Below are 26073 nucleotides of genomic sequence, written 5' to 3'. Positions count from 1 at the left end.
TTTCCTAAACCTATTATATGACCCATAAAATTTTGTTTCAATAAAAATCGTTTATTATAAAATTTAATTTCACCACGCCCGACATGAATTTCCCTTTTATTTGGATATTACGTATTGACACTTGAATTCGCTTTCATTTACAATATTGTTGAAATCAAACACTCGCATAATTTAAGGGCCATGCATTCCGTAACCGCACACCCGGTATGGAACAACCCCGGTTTCTCTACAGGAGATTCCGGGGTTTTTTGTTGCCCGATTTTGTATGGGAGGTGATGCACAAGTAGCCGATAAGCTAATAAAACCAACCTTCTCTTTATCAACTACATAGGAGGAATTACGATGAAAAAGTTTTACAAACTGACAGCTGCTCTTGCCCTTAGCTTGTCCCTGGTCCTGAGCTTGCTTGGCCCAGCCCATGCAGCCCCGGATACCTCGGTATCCAACAAGCAAAATTTCAGCACGGATGTCATTTATCAAATCTTTACGGACCGTTTCTCCGACGGCAATGCTGCTAACAACCCAACCGGAACTGCCTTTGACGGTACCTGTACCAATCTGAGGCTGTACTGCGGCGGTGACTGGCAAGGGATCACTAACAAAATCAATGACGGCTACCTGACCGGCATGGGCGTTACCGCCATCTGGATCTCCCAGCCTGTCGAGAACATCTACAGCGTCATCAACTATTCCGGCGTGAACAACACCGCTTATCATGGCTATTGGGCCAGAGACTTCAAGAAAACGAATCCGGCTTACGGCACGATCGCCGATTTCCAGAATCTCATCGCTGCTGCTCATGCCAAGAATATTAAAGTCATCATCGACTTCGCACCGAACCACACCTCTCCCGCTTCCTCGGACCAGCCGTCGTTCGCGGAGAACGGCAAGCTGTACAACAACGGCACCCTGCTCGGCGGATACACGAACGATACGCAGAATTTGTTCCATCATAACGGAGGCACCGATTTCTCAACGACAGAGAACGGGATTTACAAAAACCTGTATGACCTTGCTGACCTGAACCACAACAACAGCACCGTGGATACCTACCTGAAAGATGCCATCAAAATGTGGCTCGATCTGGGCATTGACGGCATTCGAATGGACGCGGTGAAACATATGCCGTTTGGCTGGCAGAAGAGTTTCATGGCTACCGTCAACAACTACAAGCCTGTCTTCACCTTCGGCGAATGGTTCCTCGGCGTGAACGAAGTGAGTGCCGAGAATCATAAGTTCGCCAACGAATCCGGCATGAGCCTGCTGGACTTCCGTTTCGCACAAAAGGTACGCCAGGTATTCAGAGACAACACCGACAATATGTACGGTCTAAAGTCCATGCTGGAGGGCTCGGCCACCGATTATGCCCAAGTGGAGGATCAGGTCACGTTCATCGATAACCATGATATGGAGCGGTTCCACAACAGCAGCGACAACCGCCGCAAGCTGGAACAGGCCTTGGCCTTCACGCTCACCTCGCGCGGGGTGCCAGCCATCTATTACGGAACCGAACAATACATGTCCGGTGGCAACGACCCAGACAACCGGGCACGGATTCCTTCTTTCTCTACGACGACTACAGCTTACCAAGTAATTAAAAAACTGGCCCCATTGCGCAAGTCCAATCCGGCCATCGCCTATGGAACGACGCAGGAGCGCTGGATCAACAATGATGTCCTGATCTATGAACGCAAATTCGGCAACAACGTGGCGCTTATCGCTGTCAACCGCAACGTGAACACACCGGTTTCCATTACGGGATTGGCGACTTCATTGCCTGCCGGCAGCTATACCGACGTGCTGGGCGGACTTCTAAACGGCAACAGCTTGACCGTTGGCACAGGCGGAGCAGCTTCCAACTTTACGCTGGCTGCCGGCGGTACGGCCGTATGGCAATATACCACGGCCGTGACTTCGCCAACGATCGGGCACGTAGGCCCGATGATGGCCAAACCGGGCGCAACCGTCACCATTGACGGCCGCGGCTTCGGCGCAACCAAAGGCGCGGTATACTTCGGCTCAACGGCCGTAACGGTTGCTAACGTTACAGCATGGGAGGACACGCAGATCAAAGTGAAAATCCCTACGGTTGCCGGTGGCGTATATAACATCAAAGTCGCCAATAGCGCTGGCACTTCAAGCAATGTGCACGACAACTTCGAAGTGCTGACCGGGGATCAAGTCAGCGTCCGGTTTGTGGTAAACAATGCCACCACCGCACTTGGACAAAACGTGTACCTGGCAGGCAGCGTAAGCGAGCTCGGCAATTGGGACCCTGCCAAAGCTGTCGGGCCATTGTACAACCAGGTCATCTACCAATACCCAACCTGGTACTACGACGTCAGCGTACCGGCCGGTAGAACCATCGAATTCAAATTTCTGAAAAAACAAGGCTCGACGGTAACGTGGGAAGGCGGAACAAACCATACCTTCACCGCTCCAACGAGCGGCACAGCCACCATTAACGTGAACTGGCAGCCGTAAGCCCGTAAGAACGTACTATTCCTTCACCGCTCCAGTGAGGCACGGCCACCATTAATGTGAATTGGCAGCCGTAAGCCCGTAAGAACGTACTATTCCTTCACCGCTCCAGTGAGGCACGGCCACCATTAATGTGAATTGGCAGCCGTAAGCCCGCAGGAATGTATCATTCCTTCACCGCTCCGGCCAGCAGAACCGCCCCTATTTTATGCGAAGGAGTGGCCCCTAAATAAAACCAGCTCCGGGACGATTCCCAGAGCTGGTTTTATTCATGCAGTTCATAATCTAGCAGGCAATAGCCCGTTACGCACGAAGTACCCCAACGTTCCCCGTGCTACATGAAGCGATTCCCAAAGGGAGAGCGTGCTCAGCAGGTAGTAACTCAACAAGCGTACGAGGTAGTTCAACGGTCTCGCGCTCAATCCCAGCACTCCCGAGCAGCACTCCCACCAACAAAAAGCCGATGAAGGGGAACATCTTCATCGGCTTTTTTCCATCCCCACACCTTAGCGTAAGTGGTTGTGTGCATTGCACGCAGTAGCGAAAGAGGACGAATCGATCCCCCACAAGCTTCAACGGAGCAGGCGGAATCATGGTGGAGAAACGAAGTGGTCCCCTTTATCCCCGGATTTCAACCATGAATATTATTCCAATAGAAATCCGGGGGTAACAGGGATCGGAAGCATGATCCGCATGCGGAGTGCTGCATAAGCCATCACATCTTCGTGTAGTAATAGTAACCATTTACGTCCTAAACATCACCAAAGACTTGCGCAAACCCTCCGACAGCTCCTCCAAGCGTGAAGACAGGACAACCAGCTTCTCACTCACCTTGAACTGCTCGGATGACATCGAAGCGACCTCCTCCGTGGCGGCGCTGGTCTCTTGCACGATCGAGCTCGCCTCCGAGATCGAGTCGGTCAGGGTAAGCTGGGAACCGATCAGTACCTCGACCGAACGGGTCGATTCGCGGATCTCGGCCAGAAGAGCATCCATCTCGTGGCGAACATGATCAAATACGCCCTGGGCTTCCTGCACCGAATCCAGCTGCTCGTCAAAGAGCGGCGATGCCAACGTCAAGGCATCCACGGAGCCTTGTACTTCAGAGCGGATATCCTTGATCATCGCGCCTACGGTCTGGATCGATTCTTTGGAACGATCCGCCAAGCTCCGCACTTCATTGGCTACGACCATGAAGCTGCTGCCTGCTGCTCCAGCACGGGCTGCTTCAATCGTCGCATTAATGGACAGCACGTTGGTTTGATGCGTGATCTCCGACATCAGCTCCAATATTTTGTGAATCGACGCGGTGTTCTCCTTCAGCTTCTCCGCATTCTGGACGATGGCCCGGTTCACCTGATTAATCCGCGTGGATTTCTCCACCAGATTGTCCATATGCCGTGCGCCCTCTCCCGTCACCAGAAGCACGCGATCGGCCGATGCCTCCATCACTTGATTCGAATCCGAAACCTTGCTCATCTGGACGCCAATGTTCTCAGCCAGCTGATTCTCCCGTTCGGCTTCCATCGCCAAGCTTGCGCTTCCCTGTGCAATCTGCTCCATAGCCGATGCAATTTCACCAGCCGTCAGCGAGGTTCCCTTCGATGCTTCCGCCAATTCCTCCGCCGTAGCCAGCACTTCCTTCGCGGAAGCATTCGTCTGATCGACCAAAGCCGCGATTTGCCCCATCATCCGGTTGAAGCTGTGACCGAGACGACCAATTTCATCCGCACGCTGGAACTCGGTTCGAACCCTCAGGTTCCCCTGCTCACCCTCTTCCATCAGACGGCACATCTGATTCAGCGGGCGGCCAATGGAACGCATCATATAATAGCCTATTAATATAGCGACCAGCACCGCGGCCACAATGACCGCAAGCGTTACAAACAATAGTTTGTCTGTGGCTTGCACGAAATCGCTAACGGGAGCAAATCCAACCATATGCCAAGGAGCCGTCTTCAGTGGCGTATACACTACCATCTGCTCATCGGCGGTGTAATAAATCCCTGCTTCCTCGGCATCTTGAGGGACCGTAATGGTGGACGGCTGCATCAGCTGGGCCGTGTCCATGTCGTGTACGATCCGGTTATCCTCGGCAACAATTCGCATCCGGCCATTGTTCCCTATTTTTAGATTGGTCAGCACCTCTCCGACCGCCTCGTTCTTGATATCGATCAGCAGGATATACTGCGCATTCGGATTCTTCAGGTTTTTCAGCAATCTCCCCATCGACATGGTGGCGGTTTTCTCGTTCTCCATAAAACCTTGAACCTCAGTAGGGAACCATACCGGTTCACCATCGGCCCGTATAATCCGGTCCATCTTCGCCTTCACGCCATCCGCGGATGACATTCCCGATAAGCCTGTTGAGTTATAAGAGCTTTGAGCTTGAAGATTGGGCGCAACCAGACGCATGCCCTGCAGACGTTTATCGGAAGATGCCATCCCGTTCAATTTCTCACGGATTCGGTTCTCGGCCTGCTTTTTGTCCCGAATGCCGATACCCGCACTACTCACCGTAACGAGGTCCTCGCGAAGCACCGTATCCAGCGCCCATTGCCGGGAAGCGGCTTCATATTGGGCCAGCAGAAAATCCAGCTTGTCCGCCGCCTGCATCATCTGCCCCGAAGTCGCTTCTGACACCTGATCCATTACCGTGTCCTTGGAGATGAAATACGATAATAACCCCAACGCCGAAGATAACAGCACGATCGTGGTAAAAAAGATAACAAACAGCTTCATCCCAACTGCTTTGAATTGAAAACGTCTCATCATGTTCATATGTATATGCCCCCCTGCATCGCATGTTTGAATGCAAAAAGACACAGCTAGCGGTTACTGGCTGTGTCTCTTCGCTGTTCTCTCTATCTATCTGTCTTATGATGAATCCATACGATTAGCTATCCGTTCCTTACCCTTTGCTTGCACCAGCCGTCATGCCATCGACCAGCAAACGCTGCAGGAACACAAACAGCAGGGTGATCGGCAGTGCGATCAGCACCGATGCCGCTGCGAACAGCGTAAAGTTACTGTCTTGAGTCGAGTTGACTAGATCCCATAGACCGACGGCGAGCGTCCAGTTTTCTTTTGTCCGGAGCACGAGTCTGGCAAAGATAAAGTCTACCCACGGACCAACGAACAGGGTCAAGCCCATATACGTGATCATCGGCTTCGACAACGGCAGAATGATTTTGCGGAAAATCTGGAAATTGGTGGCTCCGTCGATCTTCGCCGCTTCATCCAAACTTCGCGGTATCGTATCCAGAAAGCCCTTCATGATCAGAGTTCCGCCTAGCGGCGCCCCTGCCGCATACACGATAATCATTGCCGCATGCGTGTTCAGCAGATCCAGGGAGTTCAGCAGGATATACAGGGCGATCATACTCATGAAGCCCGGGAACATCCCCAGCACGAGAATGACCGATAGCGCATTCTGCCGGCCTTTAAACCGGAACCGGGATACCGCATAACTTGTAAGCAGAACAAGAATGGTCCCGATAATCATGGAGAATATCGCAATTTTCAATGTATTCATGTACCACGTGCCAAACAGAAAGCTTTGGGACGTAAACAATTCTTTATAATGACTGAGCGTAAAAGATTCTGGAATCAAGGATTTGCTGTACAACGACTTTCCGGGACGGAAAGAGGCCAGAATAATCCAGAGCGCCGGGTAAATACAACCGATCGCGATGATGACAAGCGTGATATAACTTGCCGTCAGACGAATCGCATTTCTCATTTTAATTCCCATTATTGGATCATATCCTCCTCTTTAAAGGATCTGGTTCTGCGATAATTGTAAATCGAGAAGGTCGCAATAATCATGAAGATGATAATACCGATGGCCGATGCCATGCTGTAGCGCTGCTGATCCAGCGTCAGTTTATAGAGCCAGGTTACCAGCAGGTCCGTCGCGCCCGCGTATTGATAGTCACCCACAACCGGATTCCCGTTCGTCAGGAGGAAAATCAAGTTAAAGTTATTGATATTACCGGCAAACTGCGTAATCAGTACCGGTGCCGTCGAGAACATAATCATCGGCAGGGTGATGATTTTGAATTTCTGGAATCCGGTCGCCCCATCCACATCAGCCGCTTCATAGAGATCCTTCGGAATCGTAGTCAGGACACTCATGACAAGAAGCATGGATACCGGGATACCTACCCACATATTGACGATAATAACGGTCACTTTGGCCCAGACCGGATCGGTCAGCCATGGCAGGCCTTCCAAACCGAAATATCTTAAATACTGGTTGATCGGTCCGAATTGCCCGTTAAACATATTACGCATCACTAGCAAAGAAATCAGCTGCGGAATCGCATATGGAATGATCAGAATGACACGCCATACGCCTTTGAAACGAATTCCCTTTTGTTGAATAAGCAGTGCAACAAGCACACCGCCAAAATACGTCGTTACTGTTGCCAGCACCGCCCAGATGATCGTCCAGGTCAGGACGCCGAAGAAGGTGTGGCTCCATGATTTCAATGCAACGAGATTGGTAAAGGTTTTGAAACCGACCCAGTCAACCAGATTCGCCGGCGGCAGATTGTTTGGAGCGGAATAGTTGGTAAACGCCAGCATGACCATGAAGATAATCGGCATGACCGTAAAAAACAAAATACCGATCGCCGGCAGTGTCAGGAACGATTGCGCGAATTTCCATTCAAAAATATAATAAAGGGTCTGTCTGAAATTGTTGGGTTTTACACCCTGTTCCCTTAGTTTTCCAGCGTTATATGCGTTTTTGATATTGGCATAATACCCAATAAGAAAAATTGCAAACATAATCATGGTGATAAGTCCTTCAATCAGGAGATTGATGGAATGGTCACCTGCTACCATTTGGGTTAAACCGTTGACTTTCTCTAAATGGCTTCCCTGTTCCCCCAAAGTTGTCATTCCCCAGATGGCATCACCCAGGTTGTTGATGAAGTAATACAGACTGAATATACCTACGATAAGTAAAAGAACGCCTTTGATCCATTGCCGGTTGTAAAGCTGACCCAGACCCATACAGATGGCTGATAATACGGCTGCTGTCGTACGATGTTGACGCATGCTCCCTCCATTCTCCTCTCCATATAATCGAGGAATCACCCGCCGGTTGTTCGGCGGGTGAACTTCTTCATCTTTCTCGTATTATATAAGAACGTAATTACTCGCTAGCTCCACCACTGTTGAGATCTTTCACTTGATTTACAGCTTTATCAAGCGTTTCTTTCACGTCTTTGTTGTTATCCCAGATCTCAGCCAATGCAGCACCTACAGGAGACCATACGTTAGCCATTTCAGGAACGGATGGCATCGGTTGGGAAGATTTGAATTGCTCTGTGAATGCGGATACATACTCGTCATTCTTGATTTGATCGTCTTCTTGAGCTTCATTGTTTGTCGGAACCGATCCAACCAATGCGCTCAGTTTCAATTGAGCTTCTTTGCTTGTTGCAAAGTCCGCGAACAAGCGAGCGGCTTGCGGGTATTTCGTGAACGAGCTTACGTACCAAGCTTTGATACCGGAGAACGATACAGCAGGCTGGCCGCCGATGGTTGGGATTGGAGCAACGCCAAGCTTGTCGCCAAGCGCTTCTTTGTATCCGCCAAGCTCCCAAGGTCCGTTAATGTCCATAGCCAGATCGCCGGATGTGAACAGTCCGCGTTTAATATCAGGCGTAATGTCGCCGGATTTAACCGGAAGGATTTCTTTCAGGCTTGCGTAAACTTCCATACTCTTGACTGCGCCTTCATTGTTGAGGCCGATATCGTTGACATCTGCGCCGCCGTTACCAAAGATGTAGCCGCCATTGGAAGCAAGGAATGGATAGGCGAAGTACAGGTTACCTGTTTCGAACATGAATCCATACTTGTTCTTGGATTTGTCTGTGAAGGTTTTGCTGAACTCAATAACTTCTTCCATCGTTGTTGGAACTTCTTTTACCAAGTCTTTGTTGTAGTACATCAGGTATGTTTCAGCAGCGCGCGGGTATCCATACAGAACGCCGTCATAACTTACGCCTTGGATAGCGGCTTCCGTGTTGCTGCTCTTCGTTTTTTCTTCGAAGTAATCATTTGGCAGAACCAGGTTTGTAGCTACGGCTTTACCCAGGTTATCGTGAGGGAACAATACAACGTCAGCACCCAATCCGGATGGTCCGTCTTGTTGAAGCTTGGTCACTTGGTCGGTTGGAGACAATTCTTCGATGGTTACTTCAACACCGTATTTTTCGGTAAATTCTTTAGCAACCGCATCCGTGTAGGCTCTTTCGTCTCTACTTTCCCATACGATCAATTTAGCGCCTTCCTCTGGCTTAAGTTCCGGTGCTTCTGTATTTTCGGCCGGCGTCTCCTGTGCCGGTGGATTCTCAGCAGGTGCCTCAGCAGCAGGAGCAGGTGAATTTCCTCCGCACGCTGTAATGGAGAACGCCAACGTGAAGGTTGCAGCTAGCGTAAGTAGTTTCTTCATCTTCATTCCATGATTACCCCTCTCAATAAATGATCAGAAAATGTTGGAAATCTGCGCAAACGATTTCAGAAATTTTCAGCGTCTCTTTTTCTATGTAGCATCTGGCGAGATACTCAGGAAAAATCCCGTCGAGAAAGCGCTTCATTCACTGAAAACATCATACAACATTTATTATCGAATGTAAAAACGTTTGCACAGATCATTTTTACCCGTTTTAAGCAAATAATCTCTTATTACCTTCACTATTCACTCTATTTCGTAAGTTATCATAAAAATAGTTGTGCATATGCTGTGCAATCCAGTCTTTCTACTCTCAAAAATGGACGAGAACGGCTGTAAAACGCCCTAATGTTGCACAAACGTTTGCACATCGACTTATCATTAAACAAACCCTGGTGTTAGTACACCAGGGTAAAGAAAACCTATTGACCACCTATATGTTTAGCGGTCGGGCTACAACCAATCTCTTTTTTCAACGAACCTCTGCCCCATCAACAAGTACACCATTCCCGTAAATATCACAATTGACCACAAGCTATAAGGTTCAACTCTCGGCGCGTAAAGCGCTGACTGTGGCATCATAACATAGTAGGGAATTGTAAACGGAAGCCAGGCCCCAATCGCAGAATGAAAACCTGTCAGCACGATATTCGGTACCACATAACCTACGGACATGGCCAGCGAGGCTCCGAAATTACGCACTCTTATCGAAACCATAAGTTGTAAAGCAGCGAGCGGTAAAACTCCTATCCATCCCCCAATGACTGAATACAGTAATGTCTCCCACGGAATCCTTTCAGGAGCCTGAACAAGATAACCAGTCCCAAGATAGCCGAGCAAAAATACGATTTGCACCAACGCCAAAATCCCGACCAACAAAATATATTTTACGTAAAAGACCTTATAACGGGGAACCGGCAAACTCATCGTTATCTTCCAGCCCCCATCTTTATGCTCATATAAACACAATAAGGAGGCTACAATCCCGCTATACAGAGGATAGAAAAACATAGAATGAAGATTGACGCTGTGTATATAGAGCGTAGTCCAGCTAGGCGGAAAAAAGTCTCTTAAACTCTGAAGCTGCATCGCTCCCATCGCTGAGTTGATCAGCGTATCCAATACAATGAGTAAAAATATAACTCTCCATTGAAGTTTCATTCCTTCAGCACGTAACAGCATTCTCATGATCCGGCAACCCCCTATTCAAATTCTCTCTTGGCAAACAGGAGAGCTCCCAGAGCCGACAGCAATCCCCCTATTCCAAGTGAGATTCCGATCCACTGCATATGACCAGGGATAAGCGGACTGGATAATGACGGATACGACCAGGGAAGGATCTGAATCACAAAAGAATGGCTTCGAGCTAAAAACAGGCTGGAGATAGATCCAAATATCCCTATAGCCAGCGGTAATGCCTGGTTGGAAAATACAGTAGACAACCAGAGCTGAATGGCCATCATCGGCAGTGTCGACAAACATGCGAATAGAGGCTGCAATATCATAATTCCCCATGGTATCGGTTCATCCGAGTATAGAACCCAGATCATGCACATGCCAGCAATAGTAATGATTACGGTACATAACTGCAAAATAAATATCCACGCCATTTTTGCCAGGAACACAGAGCCTTTAGGAACAGGCATCGCAAGAAGCTGCTTCCATGCCTTGGTTTCGTGCTCGGTACCGGCCATAATACTGGCTAGGAGCGTAATTCCCAATAAAAAAATGAATGATAAGAACAAATACATTACGGCAAAGCCAGAATAGATGCCCCCGGGACCTTGACGAAAATAAAGATACCACTCAAGAGCCGTCATACTGATTAAAATGATGCCTTGAATGAGAGGCATCCACCGGCATAATTGCTTCAGCTTTAATCCCTCTGCACGCATCAGTTCCAGTATCATAAGCTGTTCTCCTGACCGGTCAATTCCAGAAAGATTTCCTCAAGGGTCTTCTTCTTCTCCGTTATACGGTATACATCATATTGCCGATTCACAAGAAAGCGAATCATTTCCGCCGATTGCGGCCTGTTGGTCATGGAAGTTCTGATCTGACCAGTTGTTATTTCAGGTTCCGCATCCCATCCATGATCGTTCAGAGCAGCTGCTGCTTCCACAGGCCGATCCATCTCAATCCATACATAAGGCTTACTTCGGTCGGTTAATTCCTTAAGCGGTCCTTGAAAAATCATTTCCCCCTGGTTAATAATTCCCACCCAGGTTGCAACCTGCTCAATTTCGCTCAATAAATGGCTTGAGAGCAAAACCGTTATATCAAAATCACGAGGAAGTCTAGTAATCAGCTCACGAATTTCCTGAATTCCTGATGGATCAAGTCCGTTCGTCGGCTCATCCAGAATCAATAATTTGGGATTCGTAATAAGCGCCATTGCGATCCCGAGCCGCTGTTTCATGCCAAGTGAATAACTCCTGACCGACTGATGAGCTGCATGATTAAGTCTCACCCATTCCAGAACCTCCTGAATCCTGGATTCTTGTATACCGTGGATTAGCGCCATGATTTTCAAATTATTGTATCCTGAAAGATGAGCATAGTATGAAGGAGATTCTACGAGAGAACCCACATCTTTTAAAATGTCCATTCGGTTCTTCTTCAGATCTTTGCCAAGTATACGAATCTCCCCGGATGACGAGCGGATGAGTCCTAGGAGCATCCGAATCGTTGTTGTCTTACCGGCTCCATTTGGCCCCAAAAATCCATAGACCTCCCGCTTGGGAACCTTCAAATTAATCTGCTTTACTGTTTCTCGCTGCCCGAATCGTCGGGTCAGTTGATGTGTATCGATAGCATATTCGTTCATCTCTAATTCCTCCTGCTTGGCATCGCTAACACTTAAAGTTTAGCAACGGGGAATAAACAATAGGTAAACAAGAAATGAACGTTAGGATAATTTATGAACGGATCGGTAATACAATTTTAACCTGGGTGCCCTTACCATCTGCGGGCAGAATGCTCATACAGCCTGCATGGGCTTCGACAAAGGCATTGGCTATAGCAATTCCTTTACCGGATTGATCCAGAGCCTGTCTTAACTTTGTTTCCTGGATCCCAATTCCATTATCCTCGATCACGATGATACAACGCTTTCCGTCTAAAGAGATACCGCACTGAATCTCGATGCCGGGCGGATTATGAATAACCGCATTCATGAATACATTTTGAAAGACTCTGCCTAACAGTCTGCTGTCAAAATCCATCATGCACACGCTCTCTTGCTCAGTAAACGTAAATGAAGCTTGCTCGGCTAACGGGTGGTTTGCGATATCGATCATCATATCACGCAGAAAATTCACGATATCATCCTCCCTTTTATTCATGGGGAACTGTTCGACAGACCATCGGCCCGTTTGGTTCAAGTCATGGATCAGCTGCTTCATTTCCGCTGTCTTATCACTGATCTGCCTGCTAAAATTCTGCTTTTCTTCATCGGTCCATTGATAATCGGCCGCCGCGAGCATATGAGCATATCCTTCGACATAGGACAGTGGCGTCTTGAGGTCGTGGCTAATAGCAGCGATCCATTCCTGCTTCTTCGCCTCCATATTTATTCGATCGGTCTCGCTGCGCTGCAATTGATTCGATAATTGCGTCATTCGATCAAATAATTCTTTATATAAGACATACGGATAACGATAGTGGTTATGATGTAATGAGCCATCAGAGCCTTCGCTCGGCATACGGAAATGTTCCTGCGGCTGGCTGTAATTTCCTTCGGATAATCGGTTGATCCAGCGTATTAGATAAGTGAGAGGTTTGCCCACACACCAACCGAAAGCAATAAAAAATATAACCATTAGCACGAAGCCCGTAACAGCTAAAAAAGTCTTCATGGATATCGTGCCCCGGGGATTCATCCAATCCTGAAGATATATAAATATCACCGCACACAAAATAAAACTCAAAACAAACATCATCACCAAAATAATGGTTACTTTGATAAAGCGAAAAGCCATCGTGACCATTGGATTCATTCTTTTCCCTTCCTTGGGGCCAGCATTTTGTAGCCAAGTCCACGAACGTTAACAATAAACCGTGGGTTTCCGGGATCGGGCTCCATCCTTTTTCTCAACCTGAAGATATGGATTACAACCGTCTTCTCATCCCCAAGGTACGACTCGTTCCAAACTAATTCGTATAATTGACGCGTACTAAAAATACGATTTGGATTTCGGCATAGGAATACAAGCAACTCCCATTCGCGTGCTGGGCACTCCACATGGTTTCCATTTACGATCAGCTCCCCCGCTGTAAGATCTACCCGAAAATAACCAAAATCCCATTGAGTTAATCGCGGCTGCTGAGCCTCTTGTTCCCGCTGTGTTTTATACTTCAGACGAGCTTTGGTGCGGGCAACAACCTCCAATGGATTAAATGGTTTCGTAATATAATCGTCCCCGCCAATGCCAAACCCCATCAGCTTGTCCAAGTCAGCATCCCGGGCGGTAAGAAAAAGAATCGGCGTTTCGGTCATTTTGCGAATTTTTCGGCACACCTCGAAGCCGTCCTCATCCGGAAGCATGACATCCAGTATGATCACGTCCGGATTAAACTCCGTTAATATTCGCACCGCTTCCTGCCCTGTACCCACACTTCGAATATGCCGAAAGCCTTCCTTCTTCAAAACGGTAGTCAACATATCGCATAACCCTTGTTCATCATCCACAAGCAGTATAGAAATATTTTCCATAGCATTTTTCTCCATTATTTTCATATTTCAACAAACTGTTAACTGTATTATATAACAGAGAGACAAAATAATAAGCCCATTTCTGAATTCTTGTTAATAAAAGGATGCATTCACCGACCACCCCTAACAACAGAATCCAAGAATGGGCTTGCCTGTACTTTGGCTGTACCATATATTATTCGGCCGAAGTGCTAACAAAAGAAGATATAGACGCATTCTCTTCCAAAGTCTCTTCATCATTTGATGAGAGATAGGAGGAAGCTTGAATTTCAAACATTTCCGAATACGTTCCATTTAATCTCATCAAGCTTTCATGGTTGCCGGCCTCAATAATTCGGCCCTCTTCCAACAATATAATGTTATCAGCTGTTTTGGCAGAAGATAATCTATGAGAGATAAAAACCCCGATTTTTTGATGTGTCAGCTGCTCAAACTTGTTAAAAACTTCTTTCTCTGAATGAGGGTCCAGATATGAGCTTGGTTCGTCCAAAATATAAACATCTGCATTCCTCATAAAGGCTCTGGCAATCGCAACGCGCTGCCATTGTCCACCCGATAGCTGATGGCCATCATCAAACCATTTTCCAAGCATCGTATTTAATTTATTGGGCAGCGTGTTGATTAATTTCGTAATGCCGGATTGTTCAATGGCTTTCCATACTAACTGATCATTCTCCTTCTGTTTCACATCCCCAAACCCGACATTATCCTTGACCGTCATTTCATATTGGACGAAGTCCTGAAACACCACCCCCATTTTTTCACGGAAGCTCTCTTTATTCAAATCACGTATCGATTGACCATTAATCAGAATGTCACCTTCAAAATTGGAATATAATTGTGTGATCAGCTTAACAATCGTAGATTTGCCAGATCCGTTCTTGCCTACAATGGCTAATTTCTCATTGCTATTTAGCATAAAACTAACATTGGAGATTGCATTTTTATTGGTATTTGGGTATTTGAAGGATACGTTGCGAAATTCAATGCTGTGAATTTGGGATATCCTTTGTTCAATTTCTTGCATCTCTTCTTCCTCCGGCATATCCAAGAAATCAAATAGTTGCTTTACATATAAGTTATTTTGACATAGGCTCAAAATTCCCTGAACGATATTTTGCGACGTCGATTGGGTAAGATTGATAGCCTGAATAAAGCTGATTAAATTCCCCAACATGATTTGTCCGATATACGCGCTCCGGACAGCCAGGAAAATAATGAATCCGCAGGCGATCTGATTGATCACCTGAAAGATTAGTGAGGTATACGACCTGCGTGAAGCCAGTTTCTTGTCCTCAAGATGGAAGCCATTGAGTATCGATAAATATCTTTCCCGCAGATAATTCCCCAGTTGGAATATTTTGATTTCTTTAAAGCTGTTGTCTCGAGTAACCAGAAATGACAGATACCAGGATTCGCGCTGCTTTCCAGCTCTCTGATAGTAGGTGTAGAATTCTCTCTGGCCGATCTTCAGGAAAGAATAAAACGACAGACAAGGGATAAGGATAATCACGAAAATAACCCACCACTTCCAAGCGATAAGAATGGCGGAAGCCGAAACTAATGTTACTACACCGCTAATGATTCCGAGCATTTGGACAAATATTTCAAAGGGCCTGTAGTTGGCTTCTCCTTGCGCACGCTGCAGTTTGTTCTGCACATCGGCGTCTTCAAAGGACTGGAGCGTCATCTGATGAGCCTTCTCGATTAATTTTAAATTGACCCGATTGGATAGAAGGCTTTGAAACATTTTCCGAAAATACCCGTCAACGATACCAACGAAGTCTGATAGAATGTTCAACAACATTAAAAAGCCAAAGGCTAGAAGAATGGGCCTGAACTCTCCTTGAGGCACACTTGCTACTACGCTATTTATCAATTCTCTTGTTGCAAGCAGGGCAATCGCAGGTAAAATCCCTTTAAACAGGTTTGAAACCAAGATGCCGATTAAATAACCGGCATGCGTTTCCCACAGAAGCTTGAATATGCGGGGCCAAAAGAGAAATGTCCGAAATATATTTTTGGAGGAGAACGACACATACTCGTCCTTCATATTTGTATCAGGAGATAACATGTAGAGCTCCTTTCGCATAATAAAAATGAGATGCGGTATATTTGGCTAAAGCCATACATTTAATCTCAAGCTCCCTGTCAACACCGAGCAAACGGTTTAAATGCATATGCACCAAACTGGCTAAAATATCGTGCGGATGATTCGTTAACCCCCGTTGTTTGGCAGTCTCTAAGGATTCGGAGTACGTTCTAATCAAGGATCGCCTCTCATCAATTGCTGCAATCATGGCATTTGAAGCGTCAGCCTGGTAGAGCCATGAAGGACTAGAATCTGCGGCTTCAATTAATGTCTTTTTCAACTCTCTGTATGCTTTCATATGTTCCTTCCCGTCAACTCTTTCCTCCAGCCATTTCTTTTGCCCTTCTAATGTAAGTCCAAAACTAGCTAGAATATCTAGAATATTGACTACTGCTATTACTTCTGAAGCAAGGTTTAATCGTTTACGCCGAGCCTCCCCAAGATAAAGACTTACAAGCTTACTATCTGCAGCAAATATACCTTCTGCCATCTCGATCAACCCTGTTCCACCATATCTCTCGAATTCGGGAACATAGGTGTCTATTGTCATGGAAACCGCGAGACCTGAATTGCGCATTCTCTGCATCCATTGACTAATTTGGCCGATCCCTTTAGACCAGAGCTCTTTCGGATCTCCATTAAACCTTAATCTTATGTGGTTTTCCTGGTCTTTATAGCGTACAAAATAGAACCTTCTGCTCCAATTATCAAATTCAGGTTGTCTCCATAAATCTGCCAAATGCAAGCCTAGCAATTCAGCCTCTCGCTCAGAAGTCCCATATAATTTGATATAGAGCCAGTCTTCACCCGGTAGAACACCTCTGGATGCAACCGGTACATAATTCGGATCGTTTAATGTGCCGCGCTCAGGAGATAATTGAGGCACGCTCTTGGTATTTAATAAAGGAAAAACAAATTCACCAATATATGTTTCCCCTTTAGAATGTAGAGGCGAACAGCTTGGATGATTCATACATTCCGTTAGAAGCAACTCTTGACCATTTTGAAGTTTCCCCATCTCGCGTCTCAATTCTTCTACACCTAACGGATTATGTAAATCCAACAGCAGTCTGTTATCCCCCATTGCCAAATAAATATACCGAGGTACCTTCCATCTCTCCTTCCATGAATGAAATTTATCAAGCCATTCTTTACTTCCCCCGGACTGCTCTCCCCCCAAGGTATGCTTCCCCAATCTCCACTGTGCCGAACTAATGATGATGTTCTTATACCGGAGTCTTGGCAAAAAGGGAGACTGTTCTACTGGCCCCCAGTTAAAATAGGACCATGTTTTGGTGAGCTTTCTCGTTATATCACTAAGGAACCTGAAGATCGGAGGGGAAATTCTGTGATTGAACATATGAGTCTGAAGCGGAATGATCTCCCTTCCCAGCTTCTTGGATTTGATATAAAAACGATCATAGGTTGCTCCAACTAGAAGATCGTCGATATGAAGTGTATTTAACTCATTCTTAGATGAAGTCGTACCCGAAACGATCTCATATTCCAATAAATTTTTCCCTATCATAATATTTGATATCCTTCCGCTGGAGGGCATAAACACCATCTCCGCTATGGCTGCCTTAGGATGCAATCTCTGAACATGTGAATGAATCTGTTCGAAGTTCTGTATAAACGCTTGATCAAACATATCCAAAAAACGCCCGAATGTTTTTCCTGCTCCGCTCGATCCAGCACTCGCCCCCAGAACTAACTTGTAATCGCCTTGATCGACATGCTCTTGGGAATCAGCCACCAGAGAATAATAAATTTCCAAAGATTCAGGGGCGTTCTGTGGATCATCATTCAGAGCAAGTTCTTGAATATGTTCATCCGTCAGCACACACTCAGCGGAGCCCTCCGCAATTGCCTCGGTTACCAGCTGAAATAGAATCGAGTTGCGAGTATAGGAGACCTGTTGGGTTCCTGGATTAAAATCCGGTTGATAGGCTTTAGGGATACCTAAACCCCAATCGCTATCAAAAAGCTCATTGATTGGAATTTCCTGATAGACCCCATATTTCTCGAGAAAGCGGTTTAAATACTCATTTAATTCATGTCCTTCTGGCACATGCAATTTGCACATCAACTCTGCTCCCAAGACAACATCGTTAGTTATGGACCGTGGAAGAGTGACATCCTTCTCCAGCCTCACATCAACCTGAACCAGATTACTGGTCTTAACGACATCAAGCATCTTCTCCGTAAGTCGGCGATAGATGTGCTCACCGTTACCAATCTCGCTGGTTTCATATTGGAGTAACAAAGCCTGAACTTCGCTCAGAATTTCCAACCACTTATCAGATCCCGATTTTCCAGACAAAACCGTTAGTATATGTTCTAGCGGCCGTACATCCATGAGCGGGGGCCGAAGCTCGCTTAATATAAATTCCTGTTCTAACAGCTGGTGCAAATAATTATGAATGATGTTTAAATTGGATTCCGGGAATGCTTCTAGAATTGCTCTCTTTAGCGTTTTCACGTCAATAGGTTCCTTTGCTGCCTGAAGCATCAAACCAACAACCTCTGTCAATCCAATCGAATTGACTCCTTCGGGAATAGCATCAAGATTCAATATCCCGTATTGAGGCCGAAACGGTAATTTGACCCGATCTCCTTTGATCATCAGTGTTCGATTCATTCGAACCTTTAATTCATCAAATATAACGGGATCGGACTCGACTAATTTAATTAAATGAAAGATCCATTCCATATCAGGCCTCGCCCTTTTTTGATTTTCCAGGAACGAACATACCTCCAAGTCGCTCCGGTCTCCGAAATATCCTTGACCGACCCTTGAAAAGAGACCGAAAGGCGTTGTTCGTGTCGACATACGAATAAAATAACGGAACAGGCTGACCAGTGTCTTTTCATATTTTTGAATGGTTTTTTTGTCAGCTTCGTCCGTTGAGGTGTTCAAAAACTCATAGAAGGATCTTAGTGACGGAGAGGCAACACTGATTGCTTCCTTGACTATGGATCTAGAGGCCTCTTCTTTTAAACGCCCTATCGTCTCCAGCTCAACCTTCTCGGATTGGAAATTATGTTGAGACATGACTTGTAAATAGGTATCAAGTGAAAGCAGCGGGGTTCTCACTATAAAAAAATCACATGGCTTAAACCATGGTTCCGATTGTTTTTTTCCTTCATGCATTTTATGGGTTACCCCATCATTTAAGCTGGAATGTTCTTTCATCATGATCCACCTCCAACATATTATTCATGATATTCATACGGTATCCTAGCCCATGGCAGGTCACTAATATTTTGGGATTGCTAGGATCCTCCTCTATTTTCTCTCTCAGTTTTCGAATATGGACATATACCGTATTCGAAGAGGTAAATGTATCAACTCCCCAAACCTTATTGATAATATGATCAATATCTATCACCCAGTCTCCGGATTCCAGAAAATATTCAAGCAGCCTATATTCCATCAATGTAAGCATTTGCCCCTCTCCCTGCTTCCAAATCACCTTACAGCTCGGATCAAATATGACATTGGGTGATAAATAAATGACCTCGCGCTCCGGTCCTGCTTTCTTTACGTCAGGTTGGGCGGTAAGAGAAAATAACTGATTTAAAATCTCATATTCAAGTTGTTCATTGTTTCCCGGCGTAATAAATATAAAAGGAACAGCACTCTTCTCTCGAAGCCTGTGCCAGATTGACAGATCCTTCATAGTTATATTCTTCTGACACACAAGAACCCCCATACATCGATGATCGGTTATCATTTCAATTTGGTTAAAGGAATCACAGGATAATACTTCAATGTTGTTAGAATGATTAATCCGGTTTAAAAACACCTTAATGGGACTATCAGGTGAAACAGCTACAATTGTATTCTTCATATAAACCCCCTGTCAGTAATAGTCCTGCTTTACTCAAGGCTATGACATGAGAAATAACTCTCTCCATTTTCCCAGATACATCGGATCATCCCGTTTTCCATAATCAAGCAAGCCCAATGCAATTCCGACAGCCCCTTGCAGTAAGCCGGGATTGTCAGTACAAACCGTATCTTCTTGATCTCGATAACCAAAAGGGCTTGATTCATCAAACATATTCATCAATCTCAATGCCACTTTGTCTGCAAACAAAGAAGCTTCATCATTATCGCATAGCGCATGCAAATGGTTGGCCAAGTGCAATAAACCAGCCAGTCCATGGCAAAATGAAGGCGTCATCGAACCTAGCTCATCCTCTCCGAGCCTGAACGCAGATCCCGCAGCTTCGGCAGCAACCTTCTTCCATCCTTCATTGCTGCACTGGATTCCTGCCCGCAATAATGTAAGCGAGATTCCTAAAGTACCGTGACACCAGCCTTCGATTTGTCTCGTCTCTTCCTCTTCACTTCGATATGAGCCGTCAGGTTTGGAAGATATCGGCCAGAATCGGCCATATCGGTCCTCTCGAGTTTGCTGTGCCAAATAATCGGCGATTCTATGAATCGTATGTTGCAGGTTCTTAACCTTAACTTGTTTATGAAGAGCTGTAACCAATAAGGCAAGAATGCCGGCAAGACCATGAGCAATGCCGTGTTGAACCTGTCGATCCATTCCGCAGAGGACAGCATCTATCATAGATTGGGATTCCCCGATGATTTTCGTTATTAGAGGAACGGCAATTTCGCGCATGCCATCATCATACTCGCTTGCCTCCAGCACATATCTGGCAACACCGCATAAGCCACTGACGACATCGAGCGAATCCAGGCCCGGAATTGTTCTGCCTTCCGCAAATTGGCTTGTTATATATTGATTTAATTGAGAGAGTGTTTGTGTATAATTTGTACGATCATCCGATGCTATGAATAGTCCATAGGCTACCCCTGTTACTCCCGAAAAAAGTGAAATTTCAGGAATTCGAAGCGACACGGCTCTATATAAAGATAATAAATGCTGATGAATGGACTCCTTCCAGCCCCGATCCGGTTCAAGTCGATCCCATTCAGCGAATAATACCCATAAGCCAGGAATACCATCGGCTAATGAAATCGGATTCCAGGGAGCTGTTCCCCTGGAAGGAGAATGGTTTGCGGGGCTCGTCGCAATGTTCTCTATATATGAAAGGTCAACCAGTCTTTCAGCAATAAATTTACTAATACTAATGGATTGTTCCTTTAAACAGCTTGTCCTCACATCGCTTCCTTCTCCCTTCAAAATATAAAAACGTGAGAAAAGACACGGTTTAAATTAACCGTGTCTTTTGTTGCCCGAATGCTATTATTAACACGTTCTGCAAAAAGACAAGCTGATTTTGCAATTCAATGTTCCCGTCAGGCATGATGGAGTACAAATAAGGCCGCTTGCAGGTTGTACTTCATTTGGAGCAACCTCATTTTGTGCAACTTGCAGGTCCAAATCGAATTGGTTGTTCATTAAATTTCACCTCCTTTATTTTACAATTAAATAATATTACTCCATATATTAAATAATCTTTATATTTATCTTAAATATAACTTTATTTATGAACCCTCCTTCACGATTTATTAATAAATAATTAAATAGATTTTAAGGACAGAATCTTGAACCTTCTACGATAATTTAGATAGGCAACAAAAAGGAGGATACGCGCGTGAAAAAGGATATGTTATATGTCAAAGAACAAAGTTCAACATACATATATGAAAAGGGACTGGAGATCAGCAAAGAAATTGCAATTCGCTTGAGTGATCCCAAATTCGTGTTTGATTCTGTCCATACGTTAGACAATGTCATGACGGAGACCGAACACTTCCCCTGGGGGGACATTTCTTTGTCTCACGGCTACCCGGGCAATATTCACCTTTTATCGCTATGGCGTAGAATCGATGAATCTATAAATTGGAACCATGCAATACATTCAAATATGGTTGAAGTCCAGTCATACCTTGCCAGGTACGGAACAGGGGATATTTCCCTATATAGCGGTTGGGCAGGAATCGCATCTGCTGTATACGCTGCTTCGAACCAGGGAGAATTTTATAATCAATTCCTGAATCAGATCCATCGTTGGATGTCACCCATGGTTGAGCAATGGCTGCAAGCAAGCACGGAAATACTGCGTCAGAAGAACGGAGTACCCGTGGAGCTATTCGATACAATATCAGGTGCGAGCGGCGTAGGAAGATACTTGTTGAAAAATGTAACTGATCCTCTTATCGCCCCGTTAATAGAACCAATCCTTCGCTTCCTTGTCGATCTTACGGAACCCATATGTATAAATGATAAGATGGTTCCAGGCTGGTTTACGCCAAGTAAATTCCACTCCACTGCCGGTGATAAGAGCAATTTTCCGGTAGGCAGCTTCAATTGTGGGATGGCGCATGGGATCCCGGGGCCTCTTGCCTTATTATCCGCCGCTTACAACAGCGGAATTGAAGTTCCAGGGCAATACAGAGCAATCGAATATATAGCCGAATGGTTACTGGATTCACAAGAAGAGGACGAATTGGGATGCTATTGGCCGCATATCATTCCTTTCGAAGAGCTCATGACTAAAAATAAACTGCTTCGCCAAAGAGAAGCCTGGTGCTATGGAACACCAGGTGTAGCCTGTGCTTTATATATTGCCTCAATAAGCCTAAACAACCCAACCGTAGCCCAGACCGCCCTCCAATCTTTTATAAAAGCGGTTTCATACGAATGCGACAGGAATCGTATGGATTCCCCTTCGTTATGTCATGGTCTGTCCGGTCTTCTCCTTATGAGCTGGAGAATGCGGAACTTCACTAAAGATCCGGCAATCAAGCCATTAATCGATCAACTTATGACCAGGCTGCTTCAACGATTCGACTCCAGCACTCCTCTTGGCTATAAGGATGCGGAACCAGGAGCGGCAAATACGATGCGATGGCTTACAAAAGCCGGGCTTCTTGAAGGAGCTGCAGGAATTGCTGCTACACTCGTCAGCGTCGGAGAGGCAGAGCATAACGATTGGGATTATATGCTTATGCTTTCATAATTCCTCCTTTATTTTGGAATTGATAGAATAAATAGCGTTAATCTTCCATATTATAAATAATCCTAACTGTTCAAAGTTAATATTAGGTAAACGGGAGCTGAACAACGCGTTAATTAAATAGGGAATTGTCTTCTCCAATTCTTCGAAAACGGCAAAAAGGAGTCTTCATCTTCGAAGACTCCTTTCTTGATTCTGCTATATTATTCTGCTTTAAGTAACTATAAAAGACAGCTAAACAAGCGCCTTCAGCGCAATATCCGTCCGGTTTTGCTTGCCTTCAAACGAAATCGCTTCTGCCCGTTCATACGCTTTCGCACGTGCTGAAGCGATATCAGCCCCTAAACCGACAACGCCTAGGACACGTCCTCCATTCGTTCTCCACGTTCCATCAGCATCGCGAGAAGTGCCCGCATGAAATACAATCGTCCCGTCCTGCTCATTCTCCAGCCCAGTGATCGCAATTCCTTTCGGATACGATGCAGGATAGCCTCCAGAAGCCAGAATGACACATACCGCCGCTTCGTCACTCCACTCCAGCTCAAGGTCAGCCAGATTACCATTTACGGCAGCAAGGAAAACGTCAAGCAGGTCGGTCTTCAGACGCGGCAATACAACCTGCGTTTCCGGGTCGCCGAATCTGGCGTTAAATTCGATGGTCTTCGGTTTGCCGTCCGGCGTGATCATCAATCCGGCGAACAGAACGCCCCGGAACGGACGCCCTTCGGCTACCATCGCTTTTGCCGTAGGCTTGATGATCGTCTCAATCGCCTCTTCGATGATGGATGGCTGAATATGAGGCAATGGCGAATACGTTCCCATTCCTCCCGTATTCGGCCCCAGATCTCCATCATAAGCCGGTTTATGATCCTGTGCCGCCGACATCGGCTTCACGGTTTCACCATCCACAAATGCCAAAATCGACATTTCCTGGCCTTCCAGGAACTCCTCGATGACCACCCGGCTTCCGGCATCGCCAAACACCTTCGATTGCATAATGTCGCTAAGCGCCTGCTCGGCTTCCTCGATCGTCCTTGCAACGGTAACGCCTTTGCCGGCTGCGAGCCCGTCCGCTTTCACGACAATCGGCGCGCCTTGCTGGCGCAAGTAAGCAAGCGCCTCCTCATAATTGTCGAACTTCGCGTAAGCTGCCGTCGGAATGCCGTATTTATGGAGCAGATCCTTCATGAAGGTTTTGCTGCCCTCGATTTCGGCTGCATTTTTACGCGGACCAAATACTGGGATGCCTGTAGCGTCAAACGCGTCTACGATACCGTCAGCCAGCGGATCATCCGGACCGACGACAATGAGTCCCACTTGCTTCTCCACTGCGAATGCTGCCAGCTTATCAAACTCCGATACCGCAATCGGCACGCACTCGGCCAGCTGTCCAATGCCAGCATTGCCAGGTGCACAGTAAATCTTATCCGCTTTCGGGCTCTTTGCCAGTGCCCATACGATGGCATGCTCTCTTCCGCCGCCTCCGATAACTAAAATATCCATGGTTTTGCCTCCCGATTCATTTCAATTTATCGATAAAATTTCATAACATAAATGATTTACAGGGCGAAGCGTGAGGTCGCCTTTACCTTCTTGTCCCCCTTAAACTTAAAGGCGGCGCGCTCGAAAGAGCGGCGTCGCCTCTATATGTTGCTGGATGAAAGGTGATCCTTCAGCTGCTGCCTGACGGATGCAGCGAAGCTCCCATTTTATGCTTATGAATTAGTGCTTAAAATGTCTCACGCCAGTAAAGACCATGGCGATCCCGTATTCGTTGGCAGCCTTGATGGATTCCTCATCCTTAATGGAGCCGCCCGGCTGAATGATGGCGGTAATGCCGGCTTTCGCTGCAAGCTCTACGGTATCTCCCATCGGGAAGAACGCATCGGAAGCAAGAACGGCGCCCTTGGCTTTCTCTCCTGCCTGTTCCACCGCAATGCGCGCCGAGCCGACACGGTTCATCTGGCCAGCGCCAACGCCAACGGTCATGTCGTCTGCCGCCAATACGATTGCATTGGACTTCACGTGCTTTACAACCTTCCAACCGAAGAGCAGCTGCTTTAGCTCCTCTTCCGTTGGTTTGCGATCTGTTGCAACTTGCAGGTCTGTGGCATCCAGGGAATGCACATCGCTTTCCTGCACAATCATGCCGCCTTCGATGGTTGTCACGGCAAGCGTGCTTTGGCGCTCCTTGGCCGAGCCGAACTCGCCCATCTTCAGAAGACGGATATTCTTCTTCTTCGTCAGAATCTCCAGCGCCTCCGGCGTGAAGTCCGGTGCCAGGATAATTTCAAGGAAGATATCCTTCAGCAGATCCGCCGTCGGAGCATCAATCGTCCGGTTCGCTGCCACGATGCCGCCGAAGATGGATGTCGGGTCGGCGTTATAAGCCTTTTGATAAGCTTCCAGCACATTCGTCCCGATGCCAACGCCGCAAGGGTTCATATGCTTCACGGCCACCACGGTCGGCTCGTCGAACTCCTTCACGATCTGCAGGGCTGCGTTCGCATCATTGATATTGTTGTAGGAGAGCTCTTTGCCATGCAGCTGCTCCGCTGTCGTCAAGGTACCCGCAGGTGCCAGCGGTTTACGGTAAAAGGCCGCTTTTTGATGTGGATTCTCGCCGTAACGAAGGTCCTGAATCTTCTCGTAGGTCACGCTAAAGCGCTCAGGAAGCGGATCGCCCGTTACATTCGACAAATAGTCGGAAATCAACGTATCGTAGGCTGCCGTATGACGGAACACCTTGGCTGCAAGGCGTTTACGGGTTTCCAAGGAAGTGTCGCCGCCGCCGCGGATTTCCTCAATTACGCTGCCATAATCCGCCGCATCGACAACCACGCTCACAAAAGCATGGTTTTTCGCAGCCGAACGCAGCATCGTTGGACCGCCAATGTCGATATTTTCGATTGCATCTTCATACTCGACATCCGGCTTCGCAATCGTTTCCTGGAATGGGTACAGGTTAACCACTACCATATCGATATAATCGAGGCCAAGCTCCTGCATCTGACGCTGATGCTCTTCGCTGTCACGAATGGCAAGCAGACCGCTGTGCACGGCTGGATGAAGGGTTTTGACGCGTCCGTCCAGAATCTCCGGGAATCCGGTCACATCGGAAATGCCGATGACAGGAACTCCTTCCTTGGCGAGAAGGTTCTTGGTTCCCCCTGTCGAAATGATCTCTACACCCAATGAAGACAACTCGCGGCAAAATTCCACGATGCCGGTTTTATCCGAAACGCTGACCAAAGCTCTTTTGATACCCACGTTCATACCCCCTATTTTGAATGAAAATCAACTAAGTAGACCTGTCTTGATTCCGTATATGCTGTCGAAGATCCATAATTGCAAATTATTTCCCGAGAAATA

Annotated in this window: 18 protein-coding genes; 2 read left to right on the top strand and 16 right to left on the bottom strand. The window is 46.6% G+C overall.

Translation table 11 applies throughout. The features are described from left to right. The first annotated feature begins 342 nt into the window (after positions 1-342). Complete coding sequence (locus tag AB4124_RS28200; RefSeq protein WP_441974900.1) at positions 343-2484, top strand: alpha-amylase family glycosyl hydrolase; 2142 nt, start codon at positions 343-345, stop codon at positions 2482-2484. 741 nt (positions 2485-3225) lie between these two features. Here AB4124_RS28200 and AB4124_RS28195 read toward each other — a convergent pair. From AB4124_RS28195 to AB4124_RS28130, 14 genes are all read right to left on the bottom strand, one after another. Next, positions 3226-5262, bottom strand: a complete 2037-nt coding sequence (locus AB4124_RS28195; protein ID WP_441974899.1) for a methyl-accepting chemotaxis protein — start codon at positions 5260-5262, stop codon at positions 3226-3228. A gap of 130 nt (positions 5263-5392) precedes the next feature. Further along, on the bottom strand, positions 5393-6235 hold the full coding sequence (locus tag AB4124_RS28190) for a sugar ABC transporter permease (protein ID WP_076325595.1): 843 nt from the start codon (positions 6233-6235) through the stop codon (positions 5393-5395). Then, entirely contained in the window at positions 6235-7548 is a 1314-nt protein-coding gene (locus AB4124_RS28185; RefSeq protein ID WP_076325596.1) for a sugar ABC transporter permease, read from the bottom strand. Before AB4124_RS28185 ends, AB4124_RS28190 begins: the two co-directional genes overlap by 1 nt. Positions 7549-7645: 97 nt before the next feature. After that, positions 7646-8956 (bottom strand): sugar ABC transporter substrate-binding protein, encoded by a 1311-nt coding sequence (locus tag AB4124_RS28180; RefSeq protein WP_076325597.1) that lies wholly within the window; start codon positions 8954-8956, stop codon positions 7646-7648. 447 nt (positions 8957-9403) lie between these two features. Continuing rightward, positions 9404-10138 carry an ABC transporter permease gene (locus AB4124_RS28175; RefSeq protein WP_441974898.1) on the bottom strand — a complete coding sequence of 245 codons (735 nt, stop codon included), beginning with the start codon at positions 10136-10138 and terminating at the stop codon, positions 9404-9406. Between the two features lie 14 nt (positions 10139-10152). Further along, on the bottom strand, positions 10153-10860 hold the full coding sequence (locus AB4124_RS28170) for an ABC transporter permease (RefSeq protein ID WP_441974897.1): 708 nt from the start codon (positions 10858-10860) through the stop codon (positions 10153-10155). Next, positions 10857-11777 carry an ABC transporter ATP-binding protein gene (locus tag AB4124_RS28165; RefSeq protein WP_441974896.1) on the bottom strand — a complete coding sequence of 307 codons (921 nt, stop codon included), beginning with the start codon at positions 11775-11777 and terminating at the stop codon, positions 10857-10859. Before AB4124_RS28165 ends, AB4124_RS28170 begins: the two co-directional genes overlap by 4 nt. Before the next feature lie 91 nt (positions 11778-11868). After that, complete coding sequence (locus AB4124_RS28160; protein WP_441974895.1) at positions 11869-12948, bottom strand: sensor histidine kinase; 1080 nt, start codon at positions 12946-12948, stop codon at positions 11869-11871. Continuing rightward, positions 12945-13664 (bottom strand): response regulator transcription factor, encoded by a 720-nt coding sequence (locus AB4124_RS28155; protein ID WP_441974894.1) that lies wholly within the window; start codon positions 13662-13664, stop codon positions 12945-12947. The genes AB4124_RS28160 and AB4124_RS28155 overlap by 4 nt, the downstream gene beginning before the upstream one ends. A gap of 175 nt (positions 13665-13839) precedes the next feature. Beyond that, complete coding sequence (locus AB4124_RS28150; protein WP_441974893.1) at positions 13840-15738, bottom strand: ABC transporter ATP-binding protein; 1899 nt, start codon at positions 15736-15738, stop codon at positions 13840-13842. After that, the gene (locus tag AB4124_RS28145) at positions 15725-18955 is read right to left on the bottom strand and encodes a lantibiotic dehydratase (protein WP_441974892.1); all 3231 of its coding nucleotides are present in this window, start codon (positions 18953-18955) and stop codon (positions 15725-15727) included. Before AB4124_RS28145 ends, AB4124_RS28150 begins: the two co-directional genes overlap by 14 nt. After that, the gene (locus tag AB4124_RS28140; protein ID WP_441974891.1) at positions 18927-19610 is read right to left on the bottom strand and encodes a winged helix-turn-helix domain-containing protein; all 684 of its coding nucleotides are present in this window, start codon (positions 19608-19610) and stop codon (positions 18927-18929) included. Before AB4124_RS28140 ends, AB4124_RS28145 begins: the two co-directional genes overlap by 29 nt. A gap of 39 nt (positions 19611-19649) precedes the next feature. Next, positions 19650-20900: a lanthionine synthetase C family protein gene (locus AB4124_RS28135; protein ID WP_441974890.1), complete on the bottom strand. Its 1251-nt coding sequence runs from the start codon at positions 20898-20900 to the stop codon at positions 19650-19652. A gap of 87 nt (positions 20901-20987) precedes the next feature. Beyond that, positions 20988-21140, bottom strand: coding sequence for an FDLD family class I lanthipeptide (locus AB4124_RS28130; RefSeq protein ID WP_220686521.1), 153 nt, complete (start codon positions 21138-21140; stop codon positions 20988-20990). Between the two features lie 196 nt (positions 21141-21336). On the opposite strand from AB4124_RS28130, the gene AB4124_RS28125 reads away from it, so the two are divergent. Continuing rightward, positions 21337-22704 (top strand): lanthionine synthetase C family protein, encoded by a 1368-nt coding sequence (locus AB4124_RS28125; protein ID WP_441974889.1) that lies wholly within the window; start codon positions 21337-21339, stop codon positions 22702-22704. 231 nt (positions 22705-22935) lie between these two features. Here AB4124_RS28125 and purD read toward each other — a convergent pair whose 3' ends face one another. Both purD and purH read right to left on the bottom strand, forming a co-directional pair. Next, on the bottom strand, positions 22936-24204 hold the full coding sequence (purD, locus tag AB4124_RS28120) for a phosphoribosylamine--glycine ligase (protein WP_441974888.1): 1269 nt from the start codon (positions 24202-24204) through the stop codon (positions 22936-22938). A 219-nt stretch (positions 24205-24423) separates the two neighbouring features. Continuing rightward, the gene (purH, locus tag AB4124_RS28115; protein WP_441974887.1) at positions 24424-25971 is read right to left on the bottom strand and encodes a bifunctional phosphoribosylaminoimidazolecarboxamide formyltransferase/IMP cyclohydrolase; all 1548 of its coding nucleotides are present in this window, start codon (positions 25969-25971) and stop codon (positions 24424-24426) included. Between the last annotated feature and the right edge of the window lie 102 nt (positions 25972-26073).

Source organism: Paenibacillus sp. 2KB_20, from assembly GCF_052115765.1.
GTDB lineage: Bacteria > Bacillota > Bacilli > Paenibacillales > Paenibacillaceae > Paenibacillus_AQ.
The sequence above is the reverse complement of the archived record's forward strand: the minus strand, read 5'-3'. Positions and strand labels throughout refer to the sequence as shown.